The organism is Chitinophaga sp. (genome assembly GCF_035761305.1).
GTDB lineage: Bacteria > Bacteroidota > Bacteroidia > Chitinophagales > Chitinophagaceae > Chitinophaga.
Window position 1 is genome coordinate 1 of record NZ_DASTRI010000175.1, and the last position, 25,268, is coordinate 25,268.

Consider the following 25,268-nt stretch of genomic DNA (forward strand, 5'->3'; position numbering starts at 1 on the left):
ATTAAGCTAAAGATGCGTACTGATTCACTGGAGAATGCAATTATTGCACGCGATCAGTACCTGAATAATATCAAGCAGGTTATTAATGGCGACTTTACAGGTAAGCTCGATACTACTATGATTAAAGTGCCTAAAGTTGACAATAGTACTTATTAGGTTAATTAATAATATTTCTTTACCTTCAATCCCGTATTGAAAAACCTCCTAAAAATCTAAGATCCTATGTTTAACAACAACCGCAACACTAAAGGCGAGAGCAAATCAATACTGCCTTCCTCCAACGTTAATATTATTGGCAGTGGGACATCTATCCAGGGGGACATTGTCTGTGAAGGCGACATCCGTATTGATGGACAGGTGAACGGACTGGTATCTACCAAGGCAAAAATCGTGGTAGGACCAGAGGGGGAAATTACCGGCGACCTGGTATGCCAGAGTGCTGATGTGCTGGGACGCGTAACCGGTATCATTAAGGTAGAAGAGCTGCTGTTCCTGAAAGGAAATGCATTTGTAAAAGGTGATGTATATACTGCACACTTTGAAATGGAGCCTACGGCTAAGTTCAACGGCCGCTGTTATATGGAGCCGGATGACATGCCTGCCGCTACTAACAGGGAAGTAAATGGAAGATCCTTCATACAGGAAGAAGCCGCCGCCGCCGGCGAAGAAGCGTAACCGCAACCTTCTTTTACGGTACGCCGGACTGGCTTTTCAAATGATGGCTACATTGGGCCTGGCAGTATTCATTGGTTATAAACTGGACCAATGGATCGGATGGTCGTTCCCTATCCTGATGATCATTTTTTCTTTACTGGCTTTAACCCTACTTTTGTGGCAAATTATAAAAGACACCCGGCGGAATGAGTGACCGTTTTTTTATCCGACTGATCATAGTTTTTTCCATCCTGAATGGCGTGTTTGTGCTGCTGAAATCCCAGCTAACGGGCGCCGGCATGCATTATACGGTGCTGGTGGCCGGCAATATAGTGCTGGCGGTTATTACCTGGCTTTCGTATGTTATGGCCCGCAAGGGCCTGGCTGCGGCCAACAACCATGTTTTTGTGCGCATGGTGTATGCCTCCACCCTCAGCAAGCTATTCCTGTGCCTGGTAGGTATTACCATCTATGTGCTGGTAAAAAGGCCCGATGTAAGCCGGGCCACTATTTTTACTTTAATGTTCCTGTACCTGGTGTACACGGTAGTGGAAACCCTGAGCCTGTATAAATTGCTTAAAAGAAAAACCTGATAACCCCGTGAAGCAGGAGGCGCCATTACATGCATTAACAGCATACCTGCCGGAAGGCACATTTGAGCCGGTAATAGCTTACCTCACAGGGTACAAGGTGCATTTAACCATTACCCGCGAGCGTAAAAGCCTGCTGGGCGATTACCGCCATCCCGATTCCCGCGGCGGCCACCGCATCAGCGTAAACGGCAACCTGAATAAATACGCGTTTCTTATTACCCTGCTGCACGAGCTGGCCCACCTGGTTACGTTTATGCATTACGGTAACCGGGTAGCTTCCCATGGCAAGGAGTGGAAGCAGGCTTTTTCCGGTATACTGCAGCAATTTGTAGGCAAAGATTTTTTACCGCACGATATAGAGGCAGCCCTGCGCCAGAGCATGCATAACCCGGGCGCCAGCTCCTGTGCAGATGATAACCTGATGCGGGTGCTGAAAAATTACGATAAACGTAAAGAGAACCATTACTTTGTAGAGCAGGTGCCGTTGCACCAGCTATTCAGAACCAAAGACGGCCGCGTTTTCCGCAGGGGAGAAAAGATACGCAAACGCTACCGCTGCGAAGAGGTAAGCACCCGCCGCATTTACCTGTTCAGCCCCGTATACGAGGTAGAGCTGGCCGTGTAGTTAACCCGGTTTCACCTCCAGCTTTTTTAGGGCCACTTCCAGTTCCGCTTCCCGCGTAGCCATTTTTTGCTTACGGTGTATTTCAAAAGCATGCTCATGCTCCTGCAGCAGATCGTCATACGGTCCGCGGGGAGAGATCAGCTTTACAAACACCGGCGCGCATTCAATGGCAACAAACAGCAGCATAATAAACCAGTTGGCCCACCGTATGGGGGCGCTGCGGGCGGTAAGGCGGCCCAGGGCATCCAGGCGGGAGGCCAGTCCATCCAGCCGGCTGCGTTCAGGTATGCTGGCCTTCATGGCGCTGTCTACCGATTGCAGCTGTTGCCGGTATTCATTGATCTGCTGCTGGTTACGCCGGGTGATAGCCTGCAGCTGGGCGGCTGCGGTATCGGCATCGGCTTTTTTTGCCCTGTAAATGGGGCCCAGGTTTTTAACGCGGGAGCCGCCGGTGCCATCTGCCTCCTGCTGGGCAAGCAGGGCCAGGGTATCGCGGCGGGCGGCCTGTTGGGCAATGGCCGCGTTCAGCTGGGCAATGTTGTTTTTTAATTCGTTAATGCGGGCCTGGTAGCGGATCTGCACCTGGTCTTCCTGGGTTTTAAACACCTGCTGCTCCATGGTTACCAGCTCAGCCTGTATTTCCTTGTCAAATATTTTCAGCTCCAGCGGCTTGGAAATTACAATGGCTATTAACAGGGCCAGCACCAGGCGGGGCAGGGCCATGCGGAACTCCTGCCAGAAATTGTTGCGTTTTTTCATGCTGGACACAATGTAGCGGTCCAGGTTAAAAATCATGAGGCCCCATATGAGGCCGAATAACAGCGTGGCCCATAGCTCATTGAATACGGTCCACAGAGCATACCCGGCTGAAATAGCCGCCAGCAGGCCGGTAAAAAAGATGGTGCCGCCAATACCTGCGTACTTATTGGTTTCTACCGGCGCCCGTTTTAACATAGGTACATGCGCTCCTGCGCAGAATAAAAAGAAAGCTCTTAAACGTTGCATTGCTCAGACTTTGAAATAGTGAAAAGTCTGCCTCCCCGCGGATAGGCAGGGTATATAAAGGATGGACAACGAAGGTAGCAATAATTACGAATTATCAATTACGAAACGCGAAGCGTTCATGAATGCCTTTGAAAATAATTATGATTATGAATAATTACGAATGGGGGGAAGTGCGGTTATGGGATTAGTGTGCAGTAACGGATTGTTCAATTAGGAAATGCGGGCATTCCGGGCCTGGCTTTCAGAAAACAATTACGGCTAAGAAAGAATGGTTTTTAATGGTCCCGTTAGTGGGAGGCAATATCAGGAGTGATAGCTGCAGTTATAAGCAGTGGCATAGGGAACGCATATTGCTTATAAACAGCCCTGCAGGGGAAAGAAGTATATTAAAAAGCCTAAAAGAAAGTAAAAAACCATTAAAATAAAAAAGGTCAATTACAAATTACAACCGGCTGAAAAATCGCTCCACCCAATTCGTAATTCGTAATTGACCATTATTCACATTCATAAATTACTTTCAAAGGTGTTCATGAATGCTTCGCATTTCTTAATTGACTCTTATGCGCTTACCGCCTTGTTCACCAGCGTAGCTGCTTCGCTCAGCAGAATAGCGGATTGTACTTTCAAACCACTTTCCTCTATCAGTTTCTTGGCTTCTTCTGCATTGGTGCCCTGCAGGCGAACAATGATCGGAACTGTAATATTCCCAATGGAATTATAGGCGTCTATCACACCCTGGGCCACACGGTCGCAACGAACAATACCGCCGAAGATGTTAATGAGAATGGCCTTTACCTTGGGGTCTTTCAGGATAATGCGGAACCCGGCTTCCACTGTTTGCGCATTGGCCGTACCGCCTACGTCCAGGAAGTTGGCCGGCTCGCCGCCGCTCAGCTTAATCATATCCATGGTGGCCATGGCCAGGCCGGCGCCGTTTACCATACAACCCACGTTACCATCCAGCTTCACAAAGTTCAGGTTGTATTTGCTGGCTTCCACCTCGGTAGGATCTTCTTCGGTAATATCGCGCAGCGCTTCCAGCTCAGGGTGGCGCATCAGGGCGTTATCATCCAGTATCATCTTACAATCCACCGCAATGATCTTTTCATCACTGGTTTTGAACAGCGGGTTAATTTCCAGCTGGCTGGCATCCAGTCCAACGTATGCATTATACAGGTTGGTCACAAATTTCACCATATTCTTAAAAGCTTCGCCGCTTAAGCCCAGGTTGAAAGCAATTTTGCGGGCCTGGAAGGGCTGCAGCGGGCCGCCGGGGAATACCCACTCCTTAAATATTTTTTCCGGTGTTTTGTGCGCTACTTCCTCAATATCAATACCACCTTCAGTGGAATAAATGATCACATTCTCTCCTTTGGCGCGGTCCAGCAGTATAGAAAGGTAAAATTCCTTGATAGGATTGGGGCCGGGATAATACACATCCTGCGCTACCAGCACCTTGTTTACCAGCTTGCCGGCAGGGCCGGTTTGCACCGTTACCAGCACACCGCCCAGTATGTTACCTGCAATGGTTTTAATGTCCTCTGAATTTTTACCCACTTTTACCCCTGTCTGCTCTGTACCACGGATCTTTCCTTTACCGCGGCCGCCGGCATGGATTTGCGCCTTTACCACCGCAAACTCATTACCAAATTGCACTTTCAGCTGCTTATATGCTTCAGCGGCGGCTTCGGGCGTATCTACCGGAATACCTTCCTGTACCGGTACGTTATATTTCTTCAACAGTTCTTTAGCCTGGTATTCATGTAAATTCATCAGTCAAAAAATTTGGCGCTAAAATAGGTCATTATGATTTAAATATAAAACCGCAGGGTTTGTGAATTTAAAAATAACTTTGCGCGCAAGAAAAAACAGCCTTTAACGACATCTTAACTATAAATGAGCGACCTTTTACAGCAAATAGCCGCTGCCAGGGCGTATATACAGGGCTTTTCCAACATCCGCCCGCTGGCAGGCATTATCCTGGGCAGCGGCCTGGGTGGGCTGGTAGCCGATATAACCGACCGTATTGAAATACCATATACGGATATTCCCCATTTTCCCGTATCTACGGTAGAAGGGCACCAGGGCCGGTTAATACTGGGCAACATGCAGGGCCGCCCGGTAGTGGCTATGGCCGGCAGGTTCCATTATTATGAGGGATTTTCCATGCAGCAGGTCACTTTCCCGGTAAGGGTAATGCAGGCGCTGGGGGTTAAAACGCTGCTGGTGTCCAATGCTGCCGGCGGTATGAATGCTGCTTTTAAGGTAGGGGATCTTATGATCATCCGCGACCATATTAACCTGCAGCCGGAGCATCCCCTGCGTGGCCATAATGAGAATTCGCTGGGCCCCCGCTTTCCGGATATGAGCGAGCCCTATGCCAAAACGCTCATTAACAAGGCAAAAGAAATTGCCGCTGCCGGCAATATACCGGTGCATACCGGCGTATATGTAGGCGTACAGGGCCCCAGCTTTGAAACCAGGGCGGAATATAAATTTATGCATATCATTGGCGGCGATGCCGTTGGTATGAGCACTGTGCCGGAAGTTATAGTGGCGGTGCATGCAGGACTGCAGGTATTTGCCATGAGCGTGATCACGGACCTGGGTATACGGGAAGAGGACAATGTGATTACGCATGAGGAAGTGCTGGAGGCCGCTGCTGCTGCTGCACCCAAATTAACGCATATTTTCAGGGAGCTGGTAGCAGCCATTAACTAGCAGTTTTCAGCTGTTGGTAAAACACTGTAGCATAGTGCTGACAGCTTTTTCAATACAATAGAATGAGGCATTTTTTCATCATACTGGCATTGCTGATACTAAGCGGAAGTGGGGTAGTGGCTCAATTTAACACCGGCAGCTTCGGCAACTACGGCTCCGGCGGCGCACCCATGCAGCGCGATACTTCCCAGCGCAACCTGGGGCCTGATACCATTACCCTTAAATATCATTTCCTGGGCGACCCGGTAGACCATCGTATTGACTCTTCCGTTATAGATTTTAACGGCAATTACCTGCAGGTGCCGGCCAGCTATATGACGCTGGGCAACACCGGCAGCGCTGCCCGTAATATTATTTTTACCCCCCGCATGCAGGCTGGTTTTGATGAAGGGTTTCATGCCTATGATGTGTATGAGTTTAACCACGGAAATGCCCGCTTTTACAATACCACCCGCCCCTATTCTGAGCTGGCCTACCTGATAGGGGCCAAGCAGGAGCAGCTGATAGGCGTGTCCCACACGCAGAACAGGGGGGAGAAGTTCAACTTTTCATTTGATTACAGGAAAATCAACGCCCCCGGCTACTTCCGTACACAAAACACCAACCACGATAATTACCGTGTAACAGCCAACTATAATAGCCAGAACAAACGGTACCATATCAACTTCAGCTATTACTATAATAAAATAAACGGGGGCGAGAACGGGGGCGTGCGCGGCACAAATGCTGCTGATACGCTGAACCTGGACAAATACAGCGAAAGAAGAACGATTAATGTAAACCTGGGCAACCAGGATGTGCCTACGTATGCGTTTTTCGGTACCACCATTGCGGTAAAATCATCCTACCGCCAGTCGGGGCTGCTGCTGCAGCAGCAGTACGACTGGGGCCGGGGCGATACGGTACACGTGAACGATACTACGCAGTATTATAAATTCGACCCGGTGTTCCGCGTGCAATACACCTTTATGTCGCAGGGCAATACTTTTATGTACAGCGATAACGACCCGGACCCGGAATTTTACACCAATCATTACGACATTGCCTACCGCACCAATGATACCATTAGCGCGCGGCAGGAGTGGCGCACTATTTCCAATGACCTGTCGCTGGTACAGTTCCCCGTGCGGGGCAACCTGGCGCATTTTATAACCCTGGGCGCCCGGTTTGACCATACTACCGGCGCCTTTATGGACAACGTGGAGCAAAGCTTCAGCAATATAGTGCTGCATGGAGAGTACCGCAATAAAACAAAGAACGACCTGTGGGATTTTTCTGCCAAGGGCGAGTTTTATGCGGTGGGCCGCAATATTGGCGACTACAGCGTAAGCGGCATGCTAAGCCGCTACCTGAACAAAACCCTGGGTAATGTAAGCCTGCTGTTCCGCAATGTGAACCGCGAACCTTCCTATGTTTACAAATTCTTCAGCTACAGCCGCGATAGCTGGTACAATGGCGGTTTGGGTAAGGAGAACATTACACAACTGCAGTTTGCAGCTGATAATAAACAGCTGAAGTACAACCTGGCGGTGAACTATTTCATTTTTACCAATTATGTTTATTGGGAGGATTATATGCACAGCACCCAGTCCGGCGGCCTGTTTAACCTGCTGCAGGTAGTGCTGAGCAAACATTTCCGTTATCATCACTGGAACTGGTATATTGACCTGGCTTTTCAGCAGGTACATGGCAACGGGCCGCTGAATGTGCCTTCCATCTGGACCCGCCATCGTATTGCATACGAAAACCGCATCTTTAAAAACCTGAACCTGATGACGGGGATTGAAGCCCGGTACAATACCTCTTATTATGCAGATGATTACTCGCCTGTAACCGGGCAGTTTGTGTACCAGAATACCCAACGGGTACAGTATTACCTGCCGGATCTTACGGCATTCCTCCACTTCCGTATTAAATCGCTTTCCGCCTACATACGGGCGGAGAACCTGAATACCTTTCTTAAAACAAACAACTTTGCCGCCCCGCAATACCCGTATAACAATTTTGGGATAAGGGTAGGTTTGCGGTGGTGGTTTATTAATTAAACCGGTTGGAAACCTGATATGCCTTTTTCTTCGTATATTCATTGAACGATTAAATCCCAAACATAAACTAACCCCATTACCAACCATTGGCTTAACTTTTGTTAAGATTTTGTTGATAGTGGTTATAAACAAAATTTTATCATATGAAGGCATTTACGATCAAGCACAACGCTAACCGGTACGATGTAATTCTCATGAATGGCCATTCCCAACGCTATAAAGTAAACGTAAATGGCTTCGACGTTTATTATGAGCCTGATATGGATGGCTTTCTGCGCCCGGAAGTTCCCGGCGGGTATAATGCCAATATGTCGCTTTTGCTGGACCTCGGAGAGCGCATACAGGAAACAGAGCTGGCAGTAGCACCATAGGTGGCTCCGCAAAATAGTGCTACCTTTGTACCTGCCATGCAAACTTTTGAATTACATATTAAGAATATGGTGTGCCCTCGCTGCATAAAGGTGGTGCGCACCATACTGGAAAAAGAAGGGTTGCCGGTACAGGACGTACAGCTGGGTAAAGCGGTATTAACCGCCCCGCCGGACGCTGCACAATTACAATCGATTACCGCTGCACTGGCGCAGGAAGGTTTACCCCTGGTAGATGATAAAAAGCAGCAGCTGGTGGAAGCTATCAAGAACATTATTGTTACTACCATTCACCATACGCCCCTGTATGAGCTGCAGGAAAATTTCTCTACCTTATTATCCAGCCGTTTATATAAAGATTATCATTACCTCAGCAGCCTGTTCTCTGAAGTGGAGCAGCTTACTATTGAGCAGTATATTATTCAGCAAAAGATAGAAAAGGTAAAGGAGCTGCTGGCGTATGATGAGCTGAACCTGAATGAAATAGCCTTTCAGCTGGGCTATAGCAGCGCCGCGCACCTTTCCGCCCAGTTTAAAAAAGTAACGGGGTATACCCCCAGCCGGTTCAAACAATTAAAAGAGCAGCAGCGCCGCCCGCTGGATGCCATATAATAGGTTATGAAACAAACAGTCATCAGCATACTGCGATTTATACAGTCGCTTTTTGTAAAAAAGAACTGCTGCCGTTAAGGCCTGTAAGGCCCGGTGCGAACGGGAGAACGGCCTGCAGCGGTTCCATTTTCTTTTGCTAACTGCAACTTTTTTTACAGGCACTGTTTTGCCATTATCTTTCACCGGATATTTTACATATTTCACCCCTGAAATTTTAGCGCTCCCTGGAAAAAGCCAGCACAGTATTTGCAAATCTTTACCTTTAAAACGTCACAAGAGCGCCTGTTTTATCAATGAGAGGTATTTACTATTTACTTTATTCTTTTATAGCAGTTTGTTTACTGGCAGCCTGCCGCCACAAGGCCCCGAAAGAACGTATGATTGTGCAGCATGTGCAGGACCTGGATGCCGCTATTGCAGATAACATTGCAGACCGCCTGAATTACCTGGCAGATAACAATGGCGCAATGGAAGACAGTATTCCCTGCATGGCCGGCGCCCTGCAATACTTTTACCACCAGCAGCAAAATGCCCCCCAATGGTCAGATAGCGGAAAGGCAACCGCCAATACAGATACGATGCTGTACCTGGTGCAGCATGCCATGGATTATGGTTTGCTGCCATCAAAATACCACGCCGGCGCGCTGGGGGGTATTATGCAAAAGTTCAAAGCAGACAGCGAAGCCTGGAAGGATGCGGCATTGTGGGGCAAAGCAGATGTAATGTTATCAGATGCTTTTATGAAAATGGCCACCCATCTGCATTTTGGCGTAGCGCCCCGCGATAGCATTACCCTTCGGCCCGACTCCACCTTTTCAGATACCGTGCTTACCGCACTTTTACAAAAAGCCTTACAGCAACATAGTATTGCCGCGGTACTGGGCAGCCTGGAGCCCTCACACCCGGGCTATATAGCCTTAAAACAAGGGCTGCGCAGCTTTCGCCAGCAATACGCCGGCAGGCGCTGGAGCCCGCTGCCGGAGAATTATACCGATACTGCCGCCTTTAAGCAGCTGTTGTTAAACCGGCTGGTACAGGGTGGTTTTGTTGATACCAGCGGCGGCCATGCCGGCGATACTACCCTGTTAAAAGCAGGCATCACCGCCTTTCAGAAGGCATTTAACCTGTACCCCGACGGTATAGCAGGTAAAAAAACACGCCAAATGCTGAACCGCTCCCTGCACGACTGGGAAGTACAGGTAGCGCTGAACCTGGACCGCTGGCGTAAGCTGCCCGATACGCTGCCGCAGCGTTATATAATGGTGAATGTGCCGGCCTTTGAGCTGGAGGTAATGGATAGCGGCGCTGTGGCCCTGGAGTCGCGGGTAATTGTGGGCGCGCCTAAAACGCGCACGCCGCTGTTAAACTCGCGTATGGCCAATTTTGTAATGTTCCCTTACTGGCGTGTGCCATACAGCATTGTATTCAAGGAAATGCTGCCGGCCATCCGGAAGGATATTAATTACCTGGCCAGCAAAAACCTGGAGGTGATTGATAAAGACGGGAATGCGGTAGACCCTTATACTATTGACTGGACGCAGCTGCACCGGGGCCATTTCCCCTATGTGCTGCGGCAGATGGACGGAGAAGATAATTCTCTTGGCATCATGAAATTCAATTTCGTGAACAAGTACAGTGTGTACCTGCACGATACCAATAACCGCAGCCTGTTCCGCAATTCGTTCCGCGCATTAAGCCATGGCTGCGTGCGGGTGCAGCAGTGGGACAGCCTGGCCATGTACCTGATAAAGGACGATACTTCCTATAAGCATACTATACGCGACAGCGTGCGCACCTGGCTGGCCTTGCAGGAAAAGAAACAGGTAGTGCTTCCGCACCGCATACCTATTTACATCCGCTATTTTACTGCCAGCGCCCAGCAGAACCGCCTGCTGGTTTATGATGATATTTACGGGGAAGATGATATGCTGCGGAAGAAGATAGGGTATTAATACGGAAGCAAAAAAAGTCCTGCACTTTCTGGTGCAGGACTTTTTTTATAATAACACCAGCCACTTTATGCATGCGGCGTATGGCGTTTAGCGTTATGTTATTTTTTCAGCTTCGCTTTCAGGGCATTATCCAGCTCCTGTAAGAACTCTTCTGTGTACAGGTAGTCCTTGCCGTGTTCCACTTTGTTGCCATGAATACATACGGCCAGGTCTTTGGTCATTTTACCGCTTTCCACGGTTTCAATACAAACCTGTTCCAGTGCGTGGCAGAAGTTGATCAGCGGCTGGTTGTTATCCAGGCGGCCGCGGAACTCCAGGCCACGGGTCCATGCAAAAATGGAGGCAATGGGATTGGTGGAGGTAGGCTTACCCGCCTGGTGATCGCGGTAGTGGCGGGTTACCGTACCGTGCGCAGCTTCTGCCTCCATGGTTTTGCCATCAGGCGTAACCAGGGTAGAGGTCATGAGGCCCAGGGAGCCAAAGCCCTGTGCAACGGTATCGGATTGTACGTCGCCGTCGTAGTTCTTACAGGCCCATACAAAGTTACCGTTCCACTTCAGCGCGCTGGCCACCATATCATCTATCAGGCGGTGCTCGTAAGTGAGGCCGTTTTTGTCAAATTCAGCCTTGAACTCGTTCTGATAAATTTCTTCAAAAATATCCTTGAAACGGCCATCGTATTTTTTCAGGATGGTGTTCTTGGTGCTCAGGTACAGCGGCCATTTCTTTAACAGGGCCTGGTTAAAGCAGGCGCGTGCAAAGCCTTTAATGGACTCGTCGGTGTTGTACATAGCCAGGGCTACGCCGTCGCCTTTGAAGTTGTACACTTCATGCTGTATCTTTTCGCCGTTCTCACCTTCAAAAGTAATGGTAAGCTTACCTTTGCCTTTTGTTACAAAGTCGGTAGCGCGGTACTGGTCGCCAAAGGCATGACGGCCTATGCAGATAGGGGCCGTCCAGTTGGGCACCAGGCGGGGTACGTTCTTCATTACAATGGGCTCGCGGAACACCGTACCATCCAGTATATTACGGATAGTGCCGTTGGGCGATTTCCACATTTGCTTCAGGTTAAACTCCTTTACACGAGCTTCATCCGGGGTAATGGTGGCGCATTTGATACCAACACCGTATTGTTTAATGGCGTTTGCGGCATCTACGGTTACCTGGTCATCGGTCTTATCGCGGTATTCAACGCCCAGGTCATAGTATTTGATATCAACATCCAGGTAGGGAAGTATCAGCTTGTCTTTAATGAATTTCCAGATGATCCGTGTCATCTCATCTCCATCCAGTTCTACCACCGGATTGGCGACTTTGATCTTTTCTGCCATTTCAGGTATTTTTTTTAATTAAGGTTATCTATGGTTGCTCAATAAGATAAACCCGAAATTTACTATAACGTGGTGCAAAATCCAAATTACAAAATTTCAATTACGAATTATGAATTACGGATGATGGAATGCGTACCTATTGCGTTGGGTATAGGTGAGGCTTGTAGCATTATGCTGTTCTGTTACCGGTTAATTTGCACCGGGCACAGAATATCCCATTGCACGCCTAATTTACATCAACATCGCATCAATTCGAATTATTCATAACCATAATAATTTTCAAAGGCATTTTCCGCAGTGCGGAACAGGCAATGCACCGCTCACGCGGGGCCGTAATTGCCAATTCCTGATTGACTACGCCATTTGCTTTATGATCTCATCTGCAAATTCACTGGTAGATACCAGGGTGGCATCATCCATCAGCTTATAAAAATCTATGGTAACGCGTTTGCGCATTATAGCGGTGCTAAGGCCGTGTACAATAGTATTGGCAGCTTCTTTCCAGCCCATGTATTCCAGCATCATTACGCCGCTCAGTATTACAGAGCTGGGGTTCATGGTGTTGGTATTGGCAAAGCGCGGAGCCGTGCCGTGGGTAGCTTCAAATACAGCATGGCCGGTAACATAGTTAACGTTGGCGCCCGGGGCAATGCCTATGCCGCCTACGGCTGCTGCTGCTGCATCTGAAATATAATCGCCGTTCAGGTTCAGGGTAGCCACTACGGAATAATCCTGCGGGGCCAGTAATATCTGCTGCAGGAAATTATCAGCAATCACATCTTTTATCAGTATTTTGTTATGGGCCAGGGCAATGTTCATTTCCTTGTTGGCTTCGTCTTCGCCCTTTTCCTTTTTAGTGGCTTCCCACTGCTCCCAGGTATATACGAAATCGCCGAACTCGCGCTGCGCCAGCTCGTAGCCCCAGTTCTTAAAGCCGCCTTCTGTAAACTTCATGATGTTGCCTTTATGTACCAGGCTTACAGAGGGCAGTTTATGCTCAATGGCATATTTAATAGCAGAGCGGATAAGCCTTTCAGAGCCTTCTTTAGACACCGGTTTAATGCCCAGTGAAGAGGTTTCGGGGAAGCGGATCTTTTTCACGCCCATCTCGTTCTGTAAGAAGTGCAGCAGCTTTTGGGCTTCCGGCGTACCGTACATATATTCAATACCGGCGTAAATATCTTCCGTATTCTCGCGGAAGATCACCATGTTCACTTTTTCAGGATGTTTCAGCGGAGAAGGCACCTTGTTAAACCAGCGTACAGGGCGCACACAGGCGTAGAGGTCCAACTCCTGGCGCATGGCTACATTCAGGGAACGTATGCCGCCGCCTACCGGCGTGGTCAGCGGTCCTTTGATGGAGATCAGGTATTCCTTGAAAGCATTGAGGGTAGCGGCGGGTAACCATTCCCCGGTAGCCTGGAAAGCTTTTTCGCCTGCCAGTACCTCTTTCCACTCAATTTTCCGTTTGTTATCATACGCTTTGGCTACAGCGGCGTCAAAAACGCGTACGCTGGCGCGCCAAATGTCGGGGCCAATACCATCACCTTCAATAAATGGAATAATGCAATGATCGGGAACTTTTAACTGCCCATTGGTCATTAAGATCTTTTCTGCCGGCATAAAACAGTGACTTTAGTGAATAATCGCCGCAAAGGTACACCGATTTTAGATTTTACCGGACGATTTTACGCCTGGGAGCGCTTTGGGCAGGTGAAGAAAGTTACCAAAAGTAAGTGCAGGAGCCGCCGCTTTCCGGGGCAACCTGTAAATCGTATGCCGGTGCGGGTTATGAATGTACCGGTTTTCATGGCTGCTGGCCTAAATAGCCAATACGGGTAGGCTGGCGGCCTTCTTTATAAATAATGGAATAAACAATCTCCAGGGTATTTCCAACAGGCGTCATAGACTGGCTGCAGTTAACAATCACTATATCAGGATGGGCGGCCAGAAAGCTGTTTACCGCATTATCCAGCTCCTGCAATGTTTCCGCTTTTACCGAGAAAAACTTGTGCATAAAATGGTTTTAGAACGAATGTAAAAACAAATCCCAGGCCGGCTGTCATTTTCACCGGTCTTTTACCCCCGTTTACCGGAGCTCCGGTATTTTTAGCCTAAATCCGTTTGAAGCTCCGGCGGGCCGGTAATAATTTTACATCACAATCGAACAAAAAATGGAAAATCAAAACATAATACAAAATAGAAGGAACAAAGGCTTATGGGGTGGACTGGTGCTCATAGTGATAGGCGTGTTTCTTTTTCTGCAGAACATGAACCTGGGAGTGCCCAGCTGGATATTCTCCTGGCAGATGATGCTGATACTGATTGGCTTTATTGTAGGCTTAAAGCACAAGTTCCGGGGAGGGCCCTGGTTTATACTGATGGCGGTAGGCGGCATTTTCCTTTCAGAGGAAATTGTTAAGTGGGATTTTGATTTTCCCCGTTATGGCTGGCCCCTGGTGTTGGTGGTGATAGGGGTGTACATGCTTACCAAACGTCCCACCATGGATAAAAGGCCCGAGCGTTACCTGCGGCAAAGCCGGCGCTGGAACGCCGCTTCTTACCAGGAAACCATACAGGGCCACGGCTCGGACGATGTGCTGAACGCATCGGCGATTTTTGGCGGAGAAAACAGGATTGTGCTGTCCAAGAACTTCCAGGGCGGAGATATTACCTCCATCTTCGGCGGTTCAGAGGTGAATTTAACGCAGGCCGATTTTAACGGTACCGTTGTTATAGATGCTACTGCCATTTTTGGTGGCATAGAGCTGATAGTGCCCGGCAACTGGGAGGTGAAGCTGGAGATCAATACCCTGTTCGGCGGGGTGGAAGACAAGCGGGCAGTTGAGCTGATGGCGCCTAACCCTAATAAAACGCTTATTATTAAAGGTACCTGCGTATTTGGCGGCGTGGATATTAAAAGCTATTAGAACAATATCATAGATCTATATTCTGTATTGAGCCATTCTAAACCCTTAAAATTGAATTTGTATGCGTTGGTTTGTAGCTAAAATCGTTTACCAGATTATTTGTGGCAGCGGCAACCATATGCCCCAGTTTGATGAGCAGCTGCGTTTAATCAGTGCCGAAACAAAACAGGAGGCCACTCAGAAGGCCCGCGAAATAGGCCAGCAGGAGCAATATACGTTCCGTAACCAAAAGCAGGAGCTGGTAGAATGGAAGTTCATTAACGTACCGGAGCTGTTTACGCTGGACCAGCTGTCAGACGGTATGGAGCTGTACTCCCGTATTGAAGAACCCTCTGACGCCAATGCCTATGTGGCCTGGCTGCAAATGAAATCTGCACAGTTGCAGGAGCAGCGGTTAATAATAATTAATAATGAATAATGAAGAATGAACAATGGGGGCGGTGGGTTATTGTGATAATGGTTTACCTGTAGCCCGTGGTTCATTATTCATTACTGTGAAAAGGGCGCTACCGCACCTGGTATTATTAATTATTCATTCTTAATTATTAATTGTCACATTCATTCTTAATTATTAATTCCAAACAACAACTGTGATAAAACGCCCTTTATCAGACAAGTATTTCCGCTGGACCATTGCAGTAACGGCATATGTGTTTTTATTGCTGTACGGCGGCATGCTGATACAGTGGTTTGGCCTGGGCGCTATTAGTTCCTGGGCCGACAGCGCCGTGCATATATTGCTGCTGGCGGCTGCGGTGGCCATGATAGCGCACAACCTGGGGTATTACCGTCCTGCTAAGGGCAAATATCTTTTTCTGCTGTCTTACAGTACTGTGCTAACCGCTATTTGGCTGGCCCTGTCAACATGGGCGCTGAAGCATATGTTTCACGATCAGGCGGAATACCTGCAATGGCTGAAAAGCGCGGTGCCGGTGCATTTCCTGATAGCATGGATCGTAATCACCAGTATGGGGCTGCGCAGCATGCTGGTGTATGATATGGCGGAACAGCAGGAGGCGCTGGAGCGCCGGGAAGCCGCGGAACGCATGTCGCGTGAGGCGGAGTTGTACAAGCTGCGGCAGCAGCTGCAGCCGCATTTTTTATTCAACAGCTTAAACTCTATTAACGCGCTGATTGTACTACAGCCGCAGCGGGCGCGGGAAATGGTGCTCAAGCTGTCGGACTTTCTGCGGGGCACGCTCAAGCGGGAAGACCAGCAATGGATCCCGTTGCCGGAGGAGCTGCAGTACCTGCAATGGTACCTGGATATTGAGAAGGTGCGCTTCGGGCATCGTTTATCTACCGAGGTAATAGCTGATGAAAATGCGGCTAAGCTGGTAATGCCTCCCATGCTGCTGCAGCCGGTAGTGGAAAATGCCATTAAATACGGTTTGTACGACACTACAGAAGCGATTACCATTACTATTAAAGCCTGGGTGCAGCAGAATATGTTGTACGTACAGGTGCAAAATCCGTATGACAGCGCACTGCAGCAGCCGCACCGGGGCACCGGCTTTGGCCTTAGCTCCATACGCCGCAGGCTGTACCTGCTGTTTGCCCGGCAAGACCTGCTGGAGATAAGCTGCGACGAGCTGATTTTTACTACCTTAATTAAAGTACCGCAACCACATGATAAAAGCAATCATAATTGATGACGAGCCTTTGGCCCGGGCCGTAGTAATGGAATATTTACTGGACTTTCCGCAGGTGCAGGTGATGCAGGAATGTAATGATGGTTTTGAAGGACTGAAAGCTATTCAGCAGCACCAGCCGGATATTATTTTCCTGGATGTGCAGATGCCCAAGATCAATGGCTTTGAAATGCTGGAGTTGGTGGAGGATATGCCCGCCGTTATTTTTACCACTGCTTTTGAGGAACATGCGATCCGTGCATTTGAGGTGAATGCCATTGACTACCTGTTAAAGCCTTTTTCCAAAGACCGTTTCGAGAAGGCTTTGAATAAATGGCTGGGCAGCCGTAATGCCGCTCCGGAAACTGCGCCACAGCAAACTACGCAGCTGCTGGAAACTGCTGCCGCATCGCCCCTGCAAAGTCACCGGATTGTGGTAAAGATTAACGGGAAGATCAAGATCATACCTGTGCAGGACGTGCATTACCTGGAGGCCGCTGATGATTATGTAAAGATTGTTACCCAGGAAGGTGCTTTTCTCAAGAACAAGACCATGAGCTTTTTTGAGCAAACACTGGACCCGCAGCAGTTTGCCAGGGTGCATCGCTCCTATATGCTGAACGTGAACCAGGTAACCCGCATTGAGCCGTATGAAAAGGAAAATCACCTGGCTATTTTAAGAACCGGCGCAAAGGTGCCCGTAAGCAAAACCGGCTATCCCAAGCTGAAAGCGGCGTTGGGATTATAGGTAAATTACCGCGTAAGCCATGTATACAATAAAGCCGTCCCGGGCGCTGTACCCGGGACGGCTTTATCTTCAAGAGAAAAAAGTGATTTAATTTAATGCATTTGCGTCTTGTGCTATGAAATCCTGGTAGGCTTCCCTGGACCATTCAATGTAGTTTTCCAGGTGAATGTTTAACTTCTCATCGCGTTCAATTTCTTTCATATCGCGAACGTCCCAGTAACCTTTTGCGAGGGACTGAATGTTTTTACTTGTTTCCTGTTTTGCAGGATCATAATCCTGCGGGTAGCTGTTATAGTTGCCTATTGCTAATTCCTGGATGTTTTGTTTCACAAACTCTAAACTATTCTTAGACATGGTATAAAACTTTTGGTTCGTATAACATAATTCAAATGCCATTCCGTTTTATGCCATATTAAGAAAGCGTTATAATAAAATTTTGTTAAAACCGGCTATTGTTCTGTTTTAATTGCATGATAACCAATGCATAGTAAGCATACAGGAAAACGGATATTATTACAGTATTTTAATGTCAGAAAGACAATTATAACCCCAATAGTTTTCGCAGTTTCTCTTTTTTCAGGATTTTTTGTCCCTGTTCTCCCGTGGCAATGATGACATTGTCCACTCTTGCCTCATACCTGCATATAATAGTATGGCCCTGCAGCCGGGCAATGGTAGCGGTGAAAGTAACGGTGCTGCCTGCTTTTGCCGGTGCAAGGTGTTGCACGGTGAGCATGGTGCCAATGCCTTCTTCATCATCGTCCTTCATATCCAGCACAAATAAACGGCAGCACCATTCTGCATCGCGCCCCAGTGCAAACGTGCTGTATACGGGATGTACAACGCCACTGTCAAATACGGCGCAATCTTCTGCACGTACCACGCGTGTAAACTGTTTCTGGTCACCGGGTTTAAAAATGTGTTGCAAGCAAAGCTGTTTAATAGTGAGCGGGATGGTATTGTTATTGTACCAGCAGCACGGGTATTTTTACATGGTGCCGCACCTGGTGTGCAGTTTCACCGTATATCCAGTCTTTGATGCCCCTGTGGCCATGGCTGCCCATTACAATAAAGTCTGCCTTTTCTGCTTTCACAATACGCACAATTTCCTTGGCGGGGTGCCGGTAGCCCAGTACGCCCTTTGCACGTATGTTGCGCGCATGCAGCAGGGCCAGGTAACCGTCCAGCTGCTCCTGGTCTTTACGCGTTTCAAAATCGTCGGAAAGGGTGCCAAAGTATTTGGCAGAGGCGCTCTCTACCACGTGTATCAATATGTATTCCGTATGCTCGTTGCCGTTAGCAACGGCGTTGGTGATCACTTTTTCATCCTGCTTACTGAAATCCAGCGCCACAGCTATACGGTAATACTGCGGTTTTTCCATGGCTCCCAGCGACACCATCTGTGAGGGGTGTATGCGTACAGAAGCCGTTTGCCGGTAGCGGCTGATGAGGGGGTACAAAACAGTAATTACCAGCAGCACAATAAATCCAAGCCCGGCTATGATAATAACGCTGTCTACCCAACCGTTGCCGGCATGGGTAATGTATTTAACAGCTTCTGTAAATACCATGCGTATGTTCAGGTACACCAGCACGCCGGTAATAAGCCAGCTTATCATTTTAGTAGCGGGTTTAATGGCATAATCGCCCATGGTTTGTTTATCGCTTACGAAATGTATGAGCGGAATAATGGCAAAGCCCAGCTGCAGGCTAAGCAGCACCTGGCTGAATACCAGCAGCTCGCCTACCTTATCATCTCCTGCCAGCAGAATGGTGAGCAGCGCCGGCACAATCGCCAGCAGGCGGGTAATAAGGCGGCGCAGCCAGGGGTTGATGCGTAAGCGAAGGTAACCTTCCATTACAATTTGCCCGGCCAGCGTACCGGTAACCGTGGAGCTTTGGCCGGCTGCTATCAGCGCTACCGCAAACAGGATGGGGGCTACCTTGCTGCCGAGCAGCTGCTCCAGCAGCTGATGCGCATCCTGTATTTCCGCAATATCTGTGCGGCCGCTTTTAAAGAAAACAGTGGCGGCCAGTATCAGGATGGCGGCATTTACAAAAAAGGCCAGGTTCAGCGCCACGGTACTGTCAACGAGGTTCAGCTTCAGCGCCTCTCTTATGCCTTTGTCATCCCGCTGTATTTTGCGTGTTTGCACCAGCGCTGAGTGGAGGTACAGGTTATGTGGCATAACGGTAGCGCCTATAATGCCAATGGCAATATACAGGGCTGTGTTGTCTGGTATGGTGGGTATAAAGCCGGTCATTACTTCGGGCAGTGCGGGTTTGGCCAGCACCAGCTCTGTAAGGAATGAAACGCCTACAATAGCTACCAGGCTTATAATAAACGCTTCCATTTTGCGGATGCCGTAACGTTGCAGTATCAGCAGCAAAAAAGTATCGAGCACGGTAAAGCTTACGCCCCATGCCAGCGGCAGGCCGGTAAGCAGCTGTATGCCTATGGCCATGCCCAGCACTTCTGCCAGGTCGCAGGCCGCAATGGCCACTTCTGCCAGCAGGTATAAGACAAAGTTGATTGCGGGGGGATAGGTTTCGCGGTTGGCCTGTGCCAGGTCGCGGCCGCGTACAATGCCCAGGCGGGCGCTAAGGCTTTGCAGCAGCAGGGCCATAAGGTTGCTCATGAGCAACACCCACAGCAGTTTATAGCCGTACTGGCTGCCTCCGGCCAGGTCGGTAGCCCAGTTGCCGGGGTCCATATATCCTACGCTTACCAGGTAGGCAGGGCCAAAAAAGGATAGCAGCTTTTTCCAGCGCGAGCGCGCAGTGGTATCTATACTCTGATGTACTTCACTCAGCGATGTAGCAATATGATCCATGGCTTAAGAACATTTATACCGGTCTTACCATAATATTTTTACTTACCTGCTCGCTTATGGTAAAAGCAGGTTGGTTCCGGATCTTTATTTCAATGGAATTATCAAATTCATACCTTTCTATTACCTCCAGCTGGGTGCCTAAACGTATGCCTTTGGCATTCAGAAATTCCAGCAGGGCGGTAGATTTATCAGATACGGCGGTTACCTCCAGGCGTTTGGTGCGGGCCTGGTCCAGTGACACCTGGGTACGTTGTTTCCCCATTTTGCCCTGTGCATCGGGAATAGGGTCCCCATGGGGATCTATGGTGGGGTTGCCCAGGAAGTCGCTCAGGCGGCTGATCAGCTTTTCGCTGCGTACGTGCTCCAGCTCTTCCGCCAGCTCATGCACCTCTTCCCAGCTAAAGGCCAGCTTATCTACCAGGAAGCATTCCCACAGCCGGTGGCGGCGTATAATATGAAGGGCCGCCTTTTTACCTTCTGCAGTGAGATTAATACCCTGGTATTTTTCATAATCAATCAGTTTTTTTTCTTTCAGCTTTTTGGCCATGTCCGTTACAGACGCCGGTTTAGTGTCCAGCTCATAGGCCAGTCCGGTGGTGGTGACCGCTTCCTGGCCTTCTTCCAGCTTATAAATGGATTTAATGTAGTTTTCCTCTGCAACTGATAAATTCATAATACTGAAAATAAAATTTAGACAAATCTAAAACTTTTTGCGGAATTTTCCATTACCCTTTGGCTGCCGTGAAGTATTTAGCCAGGAAACGGCATTTTTTTTGATTAGCTATACAGTATATATCAAAAATATATTTAACTTTTCAGCTATAAACAATTTTATACTGCGCATGAACAGGTTGCTGGCACTACTTTTAGCTGTAGGCATATTAACGGGTTGCGGATCGGGGCAAAAGCACGCCCCAGGTGAGCGCCCGCTGACCTTTAGTGACTTTAAAGCCTTATTTCCCGAACAAAAGGTTCCTTACCGGCTAATGGCCGACTCGCTGCTGAAGAAGATGCCGGACTCCCTGGCCGTGCAGCTGAGCGAGCTGAAAATGTTTCTTACAGACACGCTTACGGGCACAGACACTACCAGGGCCAAACGCCTGAAATATTTTCCGCTGGCTTACATTGCCGGCCCGGATATGCAGTATTTTGTTGTAAAGGCGGTGGATAAGTCATCGGCCACGGCGTATTTATGTATTACCGACAAAAAAGGAAAATACCTGAACGCTCTGGCAGTGGCCAGCAAAAAGGAAGGCAGCAATACCGAGCAAATGAGCGGCATGGTGGATAGCAAGTATTTGATAAAAACCAGCACGGAAAGGCAGGTGGGTTCCAATACTGCGCTGCGGGAAGATTTTTATATGGCCGGTGCGGACGGCAGGCTAACGCTGATCATGACTAACTCCAACGGGCCTACGACAGGCGGGCCGATCTTTAACCCGATAGATACCCTGCCGCGCAAGCATAAGTTTTCCGGCGACTACACCTTGGGCGATATGAGCCTTGTTGCTATCCGCGACGGGCAGGATGCCAAAAGCTTCCAGTTCTTTATCAGCTTTGTTAAAGACAACGGCGGGTGCAGGGGAGAACTGAATGGCATTGGGCATTTTACCGGCAGCAATAAAGGGGAGTATAAGGATAAGGAAAGCTCCTGCGGTATTGCCTTCCAGTTTTCCGGCAGCCGGGTAAGCATACGTGAGGTGGGTGGCTGCGGCGCTTACCGTGGCATTAAATGTTTTTTTGAGGGCAGCTTTACCAAAAAGAAAAAGAGCGATAAATAATATTGCAAAACTGGCGGCATTGGCTGCCTGTTAATGGTTTACCTGGAAATGTTCGTTACCGGTTTATCAGGCCGGCAACGAACATTTTTATTTGGAGCAATTGCCTGAAAAAGGTAGCTTAATTACTCTTTGGAAAAGCCGGATCGGCCATTACCTCTTCTATTTGCATGGTATGCCGGGTGGTATGACCGGCCAGCAGCAGCAACAGCTGGTAGGTGTCCATAGTACCTATCGGGCTGGCTATTACATGGTTGCGCAGATCGTCGTTCGTGTTCTTAACATAGTCAATAACCTGTGTATGCTGGGCATTAAAGGCGTCCACAGCTGCGGAGGCGGTGGAGTAAAGGCCCTGGGGCACCAATGCTTCCGGCGCCTTGGCCTTGTGGCTGCGGTCTGCGAGCATTCGTAACAAAGCTGTATCTGTTAATTTAATGCCCTGCCGTTTTTCAGGATCGGCGGGCTTTTTAACGGCTTCCTGCTCCTGGTCGAACATGTTTTTTTCGGCCTTGATAATGTGCTCCATGCATTCACTTATTGACCAGCGGTTCGGTGCTGATTTAAAATTCATCTGGGCATCGCTGAGGCCTGAAACATCATTTACCAGCCTGTCGTGGGCAGTTTGCAGCTGATCCAGCAAAAACGACTTATCATCCCTGGTAAGGGCGGGCTGTTGCACAGTAAACGCCGACAGCAGCAGAATAGATACGTACAGTGTTAGCTTTTTCATGGTGGAAAGTTTAAGATGTGTAATGGGACTATTATTGGAAGCAGTTTAATTTACGCGTTTTAATGTAGCCGGCAGTATTAACAATCCGCTATCAGCTCCAGGAAATCCTCACGGGTTAAAAACCGGGCGCCCAGGGACGCCAGGTGTTCGGTATGTACCTGGCAGTCGATCAGCTTCAGATCATTATTTGATTGTACAAATGTAATAAAGGCTGCTTTGGATGCATTGCTGACCAGGGAGAACATAGACTCGCCAAAGAAACAGCTGCCCAGCTTTATACCATACAGGCCGCCTACGAGCTTGTCGTGCAGCCAGCATTCTACAGAATGCGCATACCCCTGTTCATGCAGCTGAATGTAAGCGCGTTCCACGGCTGAGGTGATCCAGGTGCCATCCTGGCCTTTGCGTGGTGTTTTCCGGCAATGATGGATCACAGCGGAAAAATCCTGGTTAAAAGTAATCCGGAACACCTGTTTTTTAAGCACCTGCCGCATGCTGGCCGATACCCTCAGCTCGCCCGGAAACAGCACAAAACGCGGATCCGGGCTCCACCACAGGATGGGAGGCTCGCTGTACCAGGGAAAAATGCCGGAACGGTAGGCCAGCAGCAGCCTTTCGGGGGAAAGATCACCGCCAACGGCCAGCAGCCCGTCATTATCTGACAGGTATACAGGTGGAAATACCAGCTCTTTTGTAAGGGAAAATACAGCCATGCAGGTTGTTAGCTATATGATTTACGTGATATGCAGGATAGTTGGCTCCGGTCGGTGCAATCGTAAATCCATTCAGCTTTCCACGGCTTCTTCAATGGTGGCGCTGATGCCCCTGTCGAGCAGCGCTTCGCACATGGGGCGCAGTTGGGTAAATTCACCATGCTTTACTGCATACTTGCCATTGTAGTGTATGAAAAGGGCGCATTGCTCTGCCTGTTCGGCGGAGTGTTCACATACTTCTATTAATGACTGTATCACCCAGTCAAAGGTGTTTACGTCATCATTCCACACAATAAGGCTGAAGGGAAACTGCTCGTCTTCGGCGACCAGCACGTCTTCCCATTCCTTTTCCTTAATAAAAGTGCCTGTTTCGGTACGCTGACTCATGGTTTAGTTCATGGCTTTCGGCAAAATTACAGTAATTATCGGGAAATACTAGGGGCAGGGGCAGGATGCCGACGCTGTTTGTTCCTGCTTTTTTAAATGATTAATGACAGGAGCAGGAAGTTAAAAAGTATAATTAAATAACGTGTATAATGCATTGTATCAGGCGCTAAAAAATGACTTAAAATAGCTAATTTGTCGCCTGCAAATAAAATGGTATGACAACTTTATTGAAAGGATCAGTGCTGCTGCTAGATATTAGCCTGCCATTAAAAGACCCCATTCCTATTTTCTCGCTGGTGCTGTTTATCATTCTACTGGCGCCGGTTATACTCCGTAAGTTCCGTATTCCCAGTATTGTAGGACTTATACTGGCAGGCATGGCTATTGGTGACCATGGTTTTAAGATTATTGAAAAGGGAAGTATTGATCTTTTGGGCAATGCCGGGCTGTTGTATATCATGTTCCTGGCAGGGCTGGAGCTGGATATGGCCGAATTCCGTAAAAACCGCTACCGCAGCCTGGTATTTGGCGCCTTTACTTTTTTCATACCGCTTATACTGGGATATTTTATTTGCACCTACTGGCTGCAATTTAACTTTATGGCTGCCTTGCTGGTATCAAGCATGTTTGCTACCCATACGCTGGTGGCTTATCCGCTTGCCAGCCGTTTAGGCATTAACAAAAATGAGGCGGTTACCGTAGCCGTAGGCGGCACCATTATAACAGATACGGCTGTACTGTTAATACTGGCCATAATAACGGGTGCCGCCGCGGGTAACCTGAACATGTACTTTTGGGTGCGGCTGGGCGTTTCTGTGGCAGTGTTTGCAGTTATTATATTGTGGATTTTTCCGATGGTGGGGCGCTGGTTCTTTAAAAAAATAAAGGACGATAAAACATCACACTTTGTATTTGTATTTGCGCTGGTATTCCTGGCTGCCTTCCTGGCTGAGCTGGCAGGGGTGGAGGGCATAATAGGCGCTTTCCTGGCCGGGCTTGCCTTAAACCGGCTAATACCGCATACCTCTGTATTAATGAACCGCATATCTTTTGTAGGGAATGCGCTGTTCATTCCTTTCTTTTTGATCAGCGTAGGCATGGTGGTAAACCTGCGGGTGCTGCTGCAGGGGCCGGAGGCATTAATTATTGCGGCTTCCTTAACAGTAATGGCGCTGTTTAGCAAATGGATGGCCGCCTTTTTCACACAGCTATGCTTCCGCTACAGCGTACCGCAACGGAATGTGATATTTGGTTTAAGCAGTGCGCATGCGGCCGCCACCATTGCTGTTATACTCATTGGATTTAACCTGGGCATTGTAAATGAGCGTGTGCTGAATGGTACGGTGCTGCTTATACTGGTTACCTGCCTGGTAAGCTCCTTTGTTACGGAGAATGCCGGCCGCCGGCTGGCCATTGCGGAAGCGGAGCAAAAGCCGGAAATGGATAAGTCGCCCGAGCGTATACTCGTTCCCGTATCTAACCCCGAGCGTATAGAAGCATTGCTGGATCTGGCCCTGATGATCAAGGAACCGGGGGCTCTTACGCCTGTTTACCCCCTGGCGGTGGTACAGGATGATGCAGAAGCGCGGGAAAGAATACCGGTTACCAATA

27 protein-coding genes are annotated in these 25,268 nt (G+C 48.7%); 15 read left to right on the plus strand and 12 right to left on the minus strand.

Going from position 1 to position 25,268, the window contains the following annotated elements; genetic code table 11:
- The first annotated feature begins 222 nt into the window (after positions 1-222).
- The 4 genes from VFS25_RS14950 to VFS25_RS14960 are packed head-to-tail and all read left to right on the plus strand — an operon-like array spanning position 223 to position 1,872.
- Positions 223-675, plus strand: a complete 453-nt coding sequence (locus VFS25_RS14950; RefSeq protein ID WP_326462967.1) for a polymer-forming cytoskeletal protein — start codon at positions 223-225, stop codon at positions 673-675.
- Positions 623-868, plus strand: a complete 246-nt coding sequence (locus VFS25_RS25360; RefSeq protein WP_414647742.1) for an AtpZ/AtpI family protein — start codon at positions 623-625, stop codon at positions 866-868. Before VFS25_RS14950 ends, VFS25_RS25360 begins: the two co-directional genes overlap by 53 nt.
- A complete protein-coding gene (locus VFS25_RS14955; protein ID WP_326462968.1) occupies positions 861-1,247 on the plus strand; it encodes a hypothetical protein in 387 nt (128 codons plus the stop codon). Before VFS25_RS25360 ends, VFS25_RS14955 begins: the two co-directional genes overlap by 8 nt.
- A gap of 7 nt (positions 1,248-1,254) precedes the next feature.
- Entirely contained in the window at positions 1,255-1,872 is a 618-nt protein-coding gene (locus VFS25_RS14960; protein ID WP_326462969.1) for a SprT-like domain-containing protein, read from the plus strand.
- Here the strand turns inward: VFS25_RS14960 and VFS25_RS14965 are convergent, their stop codons facing one another.
- Both VFS25_RS14965 and sucC read right to left on the minus strand, forming a co-directional pair.
- Positions 1,873-2,877 carry a DUF4407 domain-containing protein gene (locus tag VFS25_RS14965; RefSeq protein ID WP_326462970.1) on the minus strand — a complete coding sequence of 335 codons (1,005 nt, stop codon included), beginning with the start codon at positions 2,875-2,877 and terminating at the stop codon, positions 1,873-1,875.
- Between the two features lie 558 nt (positions 2,878-3,435).
- Positions 3,436-4,650, minus strand: a complete 1,215-nt coding sequence (gene sucC, locus VFS25_RS14970; RefSeq protein ID WP_326462971.1) for an ADP-forming succinate--CoA ligase subunit beta — start codon at positions 4,648-4,650, stop codon at positions 3,436-3,438.
- A gap of 123 nt (positions 4,651-4,773) precedes the next feature.
- Between sucC and VFS25_RS14975 the strand changes: the two genes are divergently transcribed.
- From VFS25_RS14975 to VFS25_RS14995, 5 genes are all read left to right on the plus strand, one after another.
- Complete coding sequence (locus VFS25_RS14975) at positions 4,774-5,598, plus strand: purine-nucleoside phosphorylase (protein WP_326462972.1); 825 nt, start codon at positions 4,774-4,776, stop codon at positions 5,596-5,598.
- Between the two features lie 62 nt (positions 5,599-5,660).
- A complete protein-coding gene (locus tag VFS25_RS14980) occupies positions 5,661-7,643 on the plus strand; it encodes a putative porin (protein ID WP_326462973.1) in 1,983 nt (660 codons plus the stop codon).
- A gap of 143 nt (positions 7,644-7,786) precedes the next feature.
- Positions 7,787-8,014 (plus strand): hypothetical protein, encoded by a 228-nt coding sequence (locus tag VFS25_RS14985; RefSeq protein ID WP_326462974.1) that lies wholly within the window; start codon positions 7,787-7,789, stop codon positions 8,012-8,014.
- Positions 8,015-8,050: 36 nt separating this feature from the next.
- Complete coding sequence (locus VFS25_RS14990; RefSeq protein WP_326462975.1) at positions 8,051-8,623, plus strand: AraC family transcriptional regulator; 573 nt, start codon at positions 8,051-8,053, stop codon at positions 8,621-8,623.
- Between the two features lie 377 nt (positions 8,624-9,000).
- Positions 9,001-10,575, plus strand: a complete 1,575-nt coding sequence (locus VFS25_RS14995; protein ID WP_326462976.1) for a L,D-transpeptidase family protein — start codon at positions 9,001-9,003, stop codon at positions 10,573-10,575.
- Positions 10,576-10,673: 98 nt separating this feature from the next.
- Here the strand turns inward: VFS25_RS14995 and VFS25_RS15000 are convergent, their stop codons facing one another.
- The 3 genes from VFS25_RS15000 to VFS25_RS15010 form a co-directional block, all read right to left on the minus strand.
- Positions 10,674-11,906 (minus strand): NADP-dependent isocitrate dehydrogenase, encoded by a 1,233-nt coding sequence (locus tag VFS25_RS15000; protein ID WP_326462977.1) that lies wholly within the window; start codon positions 11,904-11,906, stop codon positions 10,674-10,676.
- Between the two features lie 354 nt (positions 11,907-12,260).
- Positions 12,261-13,529 carry an NADP-dependent isocitrate dehydrogenase gene (gene icd, locus VFS25_RS15005; RefSeq protein ID WP_326462978.1) on the minus strand — a complete coding sequence of 423 codons (1,269 nt, stop codon included), beginning with the start codon at positions 13,527-13,529 and terminating at the stop codon, positions 12,261-12,263.
- Positions 13,530-13,713: 184 nt separating this feature from the next.
- Positions 13,714-13,923, minus strand: a complete 210-nt coding sequence (locus VFS25_RS15010) for a hypothetical protein (protein ID WP_326462979.1) — start codon at positions 13,921-13,923, stop codon at positions 13,714-13,716.
- Between the two features lie 157 nt (positions 13,924-14,080).
- Between VFS25_RS15010 and VFS25_RS15015 the strand changes: the two genes are divergently transcribed.
- The 4 genes from VFS25_RS15015 to VFS25_RS15030 all read left to right on the plus strand — a co-directional run bounded on the left by VFS25_RS15015 (position 14,081) and on the right by VFS25_RS15030 (position 17,215).
- Positions 14,081-14,836 carry a LiaF transmembrane domain-containing protein gene (locus tag VFS25_RS15015; RefSeq protein WP_326462980.1) on the plus strand — a complete coding sequence of 252 codons (756 nt, stop codon included), beginning with the start codon at positions 14,081-14,083 and terminating at the stop codon, positions 14,834-14,836.
- Between the two features lie 61 nt (positions 14,837-14,897).
- Positions 14,898-15,254: a DUF4288 domain-containing protein gene (locus VFS25_RS15020; RefSeq protein WP_326462981.1), complete on the plus strand. Its 357-nt coding sequence runs from the start codon at positions 14,898-14,900 to the stop codon at positions 15,252-15,254.
- A gap of 172 nt (positions 15,255-15,426) precedes the next feature.
- Positions 15,427-16,488 carry a sensor histidine kinase gene (locus VFS25_RS15025; RefSeq protein ID WP_326462982.1) on the plus strand — a complete coding sequence of 354 codons (1,062 nt, stop codon included), beginning with the start codon at positions 15,427-15,429 and terminating at the stop codon, positions 16,486-16,488.
- Complete coding sequence (locus VFS25_RS15030) at positions 16,466-17,215, plus strand: LytR/AlgR family response regulator transcription factor (protein WP_326462983.1); 750 nt, start codon at positions 16,466-16,468, stop codon at positions 17,213-17,215. Before VFS25_RS15025 ends, VFS25_RS15030 begins: the two co-directional genes overlap by 23 nt.
- Before the next feature lie 87 nt (positions 17,216-17,302).
- Here the strand turns inward: VFS25_RS15030 and VFS25_RS15035 are convergent, their stop codons facing one another.
- The 4 genes from VFS25_RS15035 to VFS25_RS15050 all read right to left on the minus strand — a co-directional run bounded on the left by VFS25_RS15035 (position 17,303) and on the right by VFS25_RS15050 (position 20,722).
- Positions 17,303-17,569 (minus strand): hypothetical protein, encoded by a 267-nt coding sequence (locus VFS25_RS15035; protein WP_326462984.1) that lies wholly within the window; start codon positions 17,567-17,569, stop codon positions 17,303-17,305.
- Positions 17,570-17,756: 187 nt separating this feature from the next.
- Positions 17,757-18,143 (minus strand): thioesterase family protein, encoded by a 387-nt coding sequence (locus VFS25_RS15040; protein ID WP_326462985.1) that lies wholly within the window; start codon positions 18,141-18,143, stop codon positions 17,757-17,759.
- Between the two features lie 34 nt (positions 18,144-18,177).
- A complete protein-coding gene (locus VFS25_RS15045) occupies positions 18,178-20,049 on the minus strand; it encodes an Nramp family divalent metal transporter (protein ID WP_326462986.1) in 1,872 nt (623 codons plus the stop codon).
- A gap of 13 nt (positions 20,050-20,062) precedes the next feature.
- Positions 20,063-20,722: a metal-dependent transcriptional regulator gene (locus VFS25_RS15050; RefSeq protein ID WP_326462987.1), complete on the minus strand. Its 660-nt coding sequence runs from the start codon at positions 20,720-20,722 to the stop codon at positions 20,063-20,065.
- 169 nt (positions 20,723-20,891) lie between these two features.
- Here VFS25_RS15050 and VFS25_RS15055 point away from each other — a divergent pair, with 169 nt between their 5' ends.
- A complete protein-coding gene (locus tag VFS25_RS15055; RefSeq protein ID WP_326462988.1) occupies positions 20,892-21,830 on the plus strand; it encodes a hypothetical protein in 939 nt (312 codons plus the stop codon).
- Between the two features lie 118 nt (positions 21,831-21,948).
- Here VFS25_RS15055 and VFS25_RS15060 read toward each other — a convergent pair whose 3' ends face one another.
- The 3 genes from VFS25_RS15060 to VFS25_RS15070 all read right to left on the minus strand — a co-directional run bounded on the left by VFS25_RS15060 (position 21,949) and on the right by VFS25_RS15070 (position 23,657).
- Positions 21,949-22,557 carry a DinB family protein gene (locus tag VFS25_RS15060; RefSeq protein ID WP_326462989.1) on the minus strand — a complete coding sequence of 203 codons (609 nt, stop codon included), beginning with the start codon at positions 22,555-22,557 and terminating at the stop codon, positions 21,949-21,951.
- Between the two features lie 77 nt (positions 22,558-22,634).
- Positions 22,635-23,270: a leucyl/phenylalanyl-tRNA--protein transferase gene (gene aat, locus VFS25_RS15065; RefSeq protein ID WP_326462990.1), complete on the minus strand. Its 636-nt coding sequence runs from the start codon at positions 23,268-23,270 to the stop codon at positions 22,635-22,637.
- Between the two features lie 72 nt (positions 23,271-23,342).
- A complete protein-coding gene (locus VFS25_RS15070; RefSeq protein ID WP_326462991.1) occupies positions 23,343-23,657 on the minus strand; it encodes an ATP-dependent Clp protease adaptor ClpS in 315 nt (104 codons plus the stop codon).
- 215 nt (positions 23,658-23,872) lie between these two features.
- Between VFS25_RS15070 and VFS25_RS15075 the strand changes: the two genes are divergently transcribed.
- Positions 23,873-25,268 (plus strand): cation:proton antiporter (locus tag VFS25_RS15075; RefSeq protein WP_326462992.1); only part of this gene is annotated, 1,396 nt, incomplete at its 3' end.

Bases quoted from the DNA above. Each gene is read 5' to 3' on its own strand.
- VFS25_RS14950 (WP_326462967.1), top strand. From the start codon at position 223: ATGTTTAACAACAACCGCAACACTAAAGGCGAGAGCAAATCAATACTG.
- VFS25_RS25360 (WP_414647742.1), top strand. From the start codon at position 623: ATGGAAGATCCTTCATACAGGAAGAAGCCGCCGCCGCCGGCGAAGAAG.
- VFS25_RS14955 (WP_326462968.1), top strand. From the start codon at position 861: ATGAGTGACCGTTTTTTTATCCGACTGATCATAGTTTTTTCCATCCTG.
- VFS25_RS14965 (WP_326462970.1), bottom strand. From the start codon at position 2,877: ATGCAACGTTTAAGAGCTTTCTTTTTATTCTGCGCAGGAGCGCATGTA.
- sucC (WP_326462971.1), bottom strand. From the start codon at position 4,650: ATGAATTTACATGAATACCAGGCTAAAGAACTGTTGAAGAAATATAAC.
- VFS25_RS14975 (WP_326462972.1), top strand. From the start codon at position 4,774: ATGAGCGACCTTTTACAGCAAATAGCCGCTGCCAGGGCGTATATACAG.
- VFS25_RS14980 (WP_326462973.1), top strand. From the start codon at position 5,661: ATGAGGCATTTTTTCATCATACTGGCATTGCTGATACTAAGCGGAAGT.
- VFS25_RS14985 (WP_326462974.1), top strand. From the start codon at position 7,787: ATGAAGGCATTTACGATCAAGCACAACGCTAACCGGTACGATGTAATT.
- VFS25_RS14990 (WP_326462975.1), top strand. From the start codon at position 8,051: ATGCAAACTTTTGAATTACATATTAAGAATATGGTGTGCCCTCGCTGC.
- VFS25_RS14995 (WP_326462976.1), top strand. From the start codon at position 9,001: ATGATTGTGCAGCATGTGCAGGACCTGGATGCCGCTATTGCAGATAAC.
- VFS25_RS15000 (WP_326462977.1), bottom strand. From the start codon at position 11,906: ATGGCAGAAAAGATCAAAGTCGCCAATCCGGTGGTAGAACTGGATGGA.
- icd (WP_326462978.1), bottom strand. From the start codon at position 13,529: ATGCCGGCAGAAAAGATCTTAATGACCAATGGGCAGTTAAAAGTTCCC.
- VFS25_RS15010 (WP_326462979.1), bottom strand. From the start codon at position 13,923: ATGCACAAGTTTTTCTCGGTAAAAGCGGAAACATTGCAGGAGCTGGAT.
- VFS25_RS15015 (WP_326462980.1), top strand. From the start codon at position 14,081: ATGGAAAATCAAAACATAATACAAAATAGAAGGAACAAAGGCTTATGG.
- VFS25_RS15020 (WP_326462981.1), top strand. From the start codon at position 14,898: ATGCGTTGGTTTGTAGCTAAAATCGTTTACCAGATTATTTGTGGCAGC.
- VFS25_RS15030 (WP_326462983.1), top strand. From the start codon at position 16,466: ATGATAAAAGCAATCATAATTGATGACGAGCCTTTGGCCCGGGCCGTA.
- VFS25_RS15035 (WP_326462984.1), bottom strand. From the start codon at position 17,569: ATGTCTAAGAATAGTTTAGAGTTTGTGAAACAAAACATCCAGGAATTA.
- VFS25_RS15045 (WP_326462986.1), bottom strand. From the start codon at position 20,049: ATGGATCATATTGCTACATCGCTGAGTGAAGTACATCAGAGTATAGAT.
- VFS25_RS15050 (WP_326462987.1), bottom strand. From the start codon at position 20,722: ATGAATTTATCAGTTGCAGAGGAAAACTACATTAAATCCATTTATAAG.
- VFS25_RS15055 (WP_326462988.1), top strand. From the start codon at position 20,892: ATGAACAGGTTGCTGGCACTACTTTTAGCTGTAGGCATATTAACGGGT.
- VFS25_RS15060 (WP_326462989.1), bottom strand. From the start codon at position 22,557: ATGAAAAAGCTAACACTGTACGTATCTATTCTGCTGCTGTCGGCGTTT.
- aat (WP_326462990.1), bottom strand. From the start codon at position 23,270: ATGGCTGTATTTTCCCTTACAAAAGAGCTGGTATTTCCACCTGTATAC.
- VFS25_RS15070 (WP_326462991.1), bottom strand. From the start codon at position 23,657: ATGAGTCAGCGTACCGAAACAGGCACTTTTATTAAGGAAAAGGAATGG.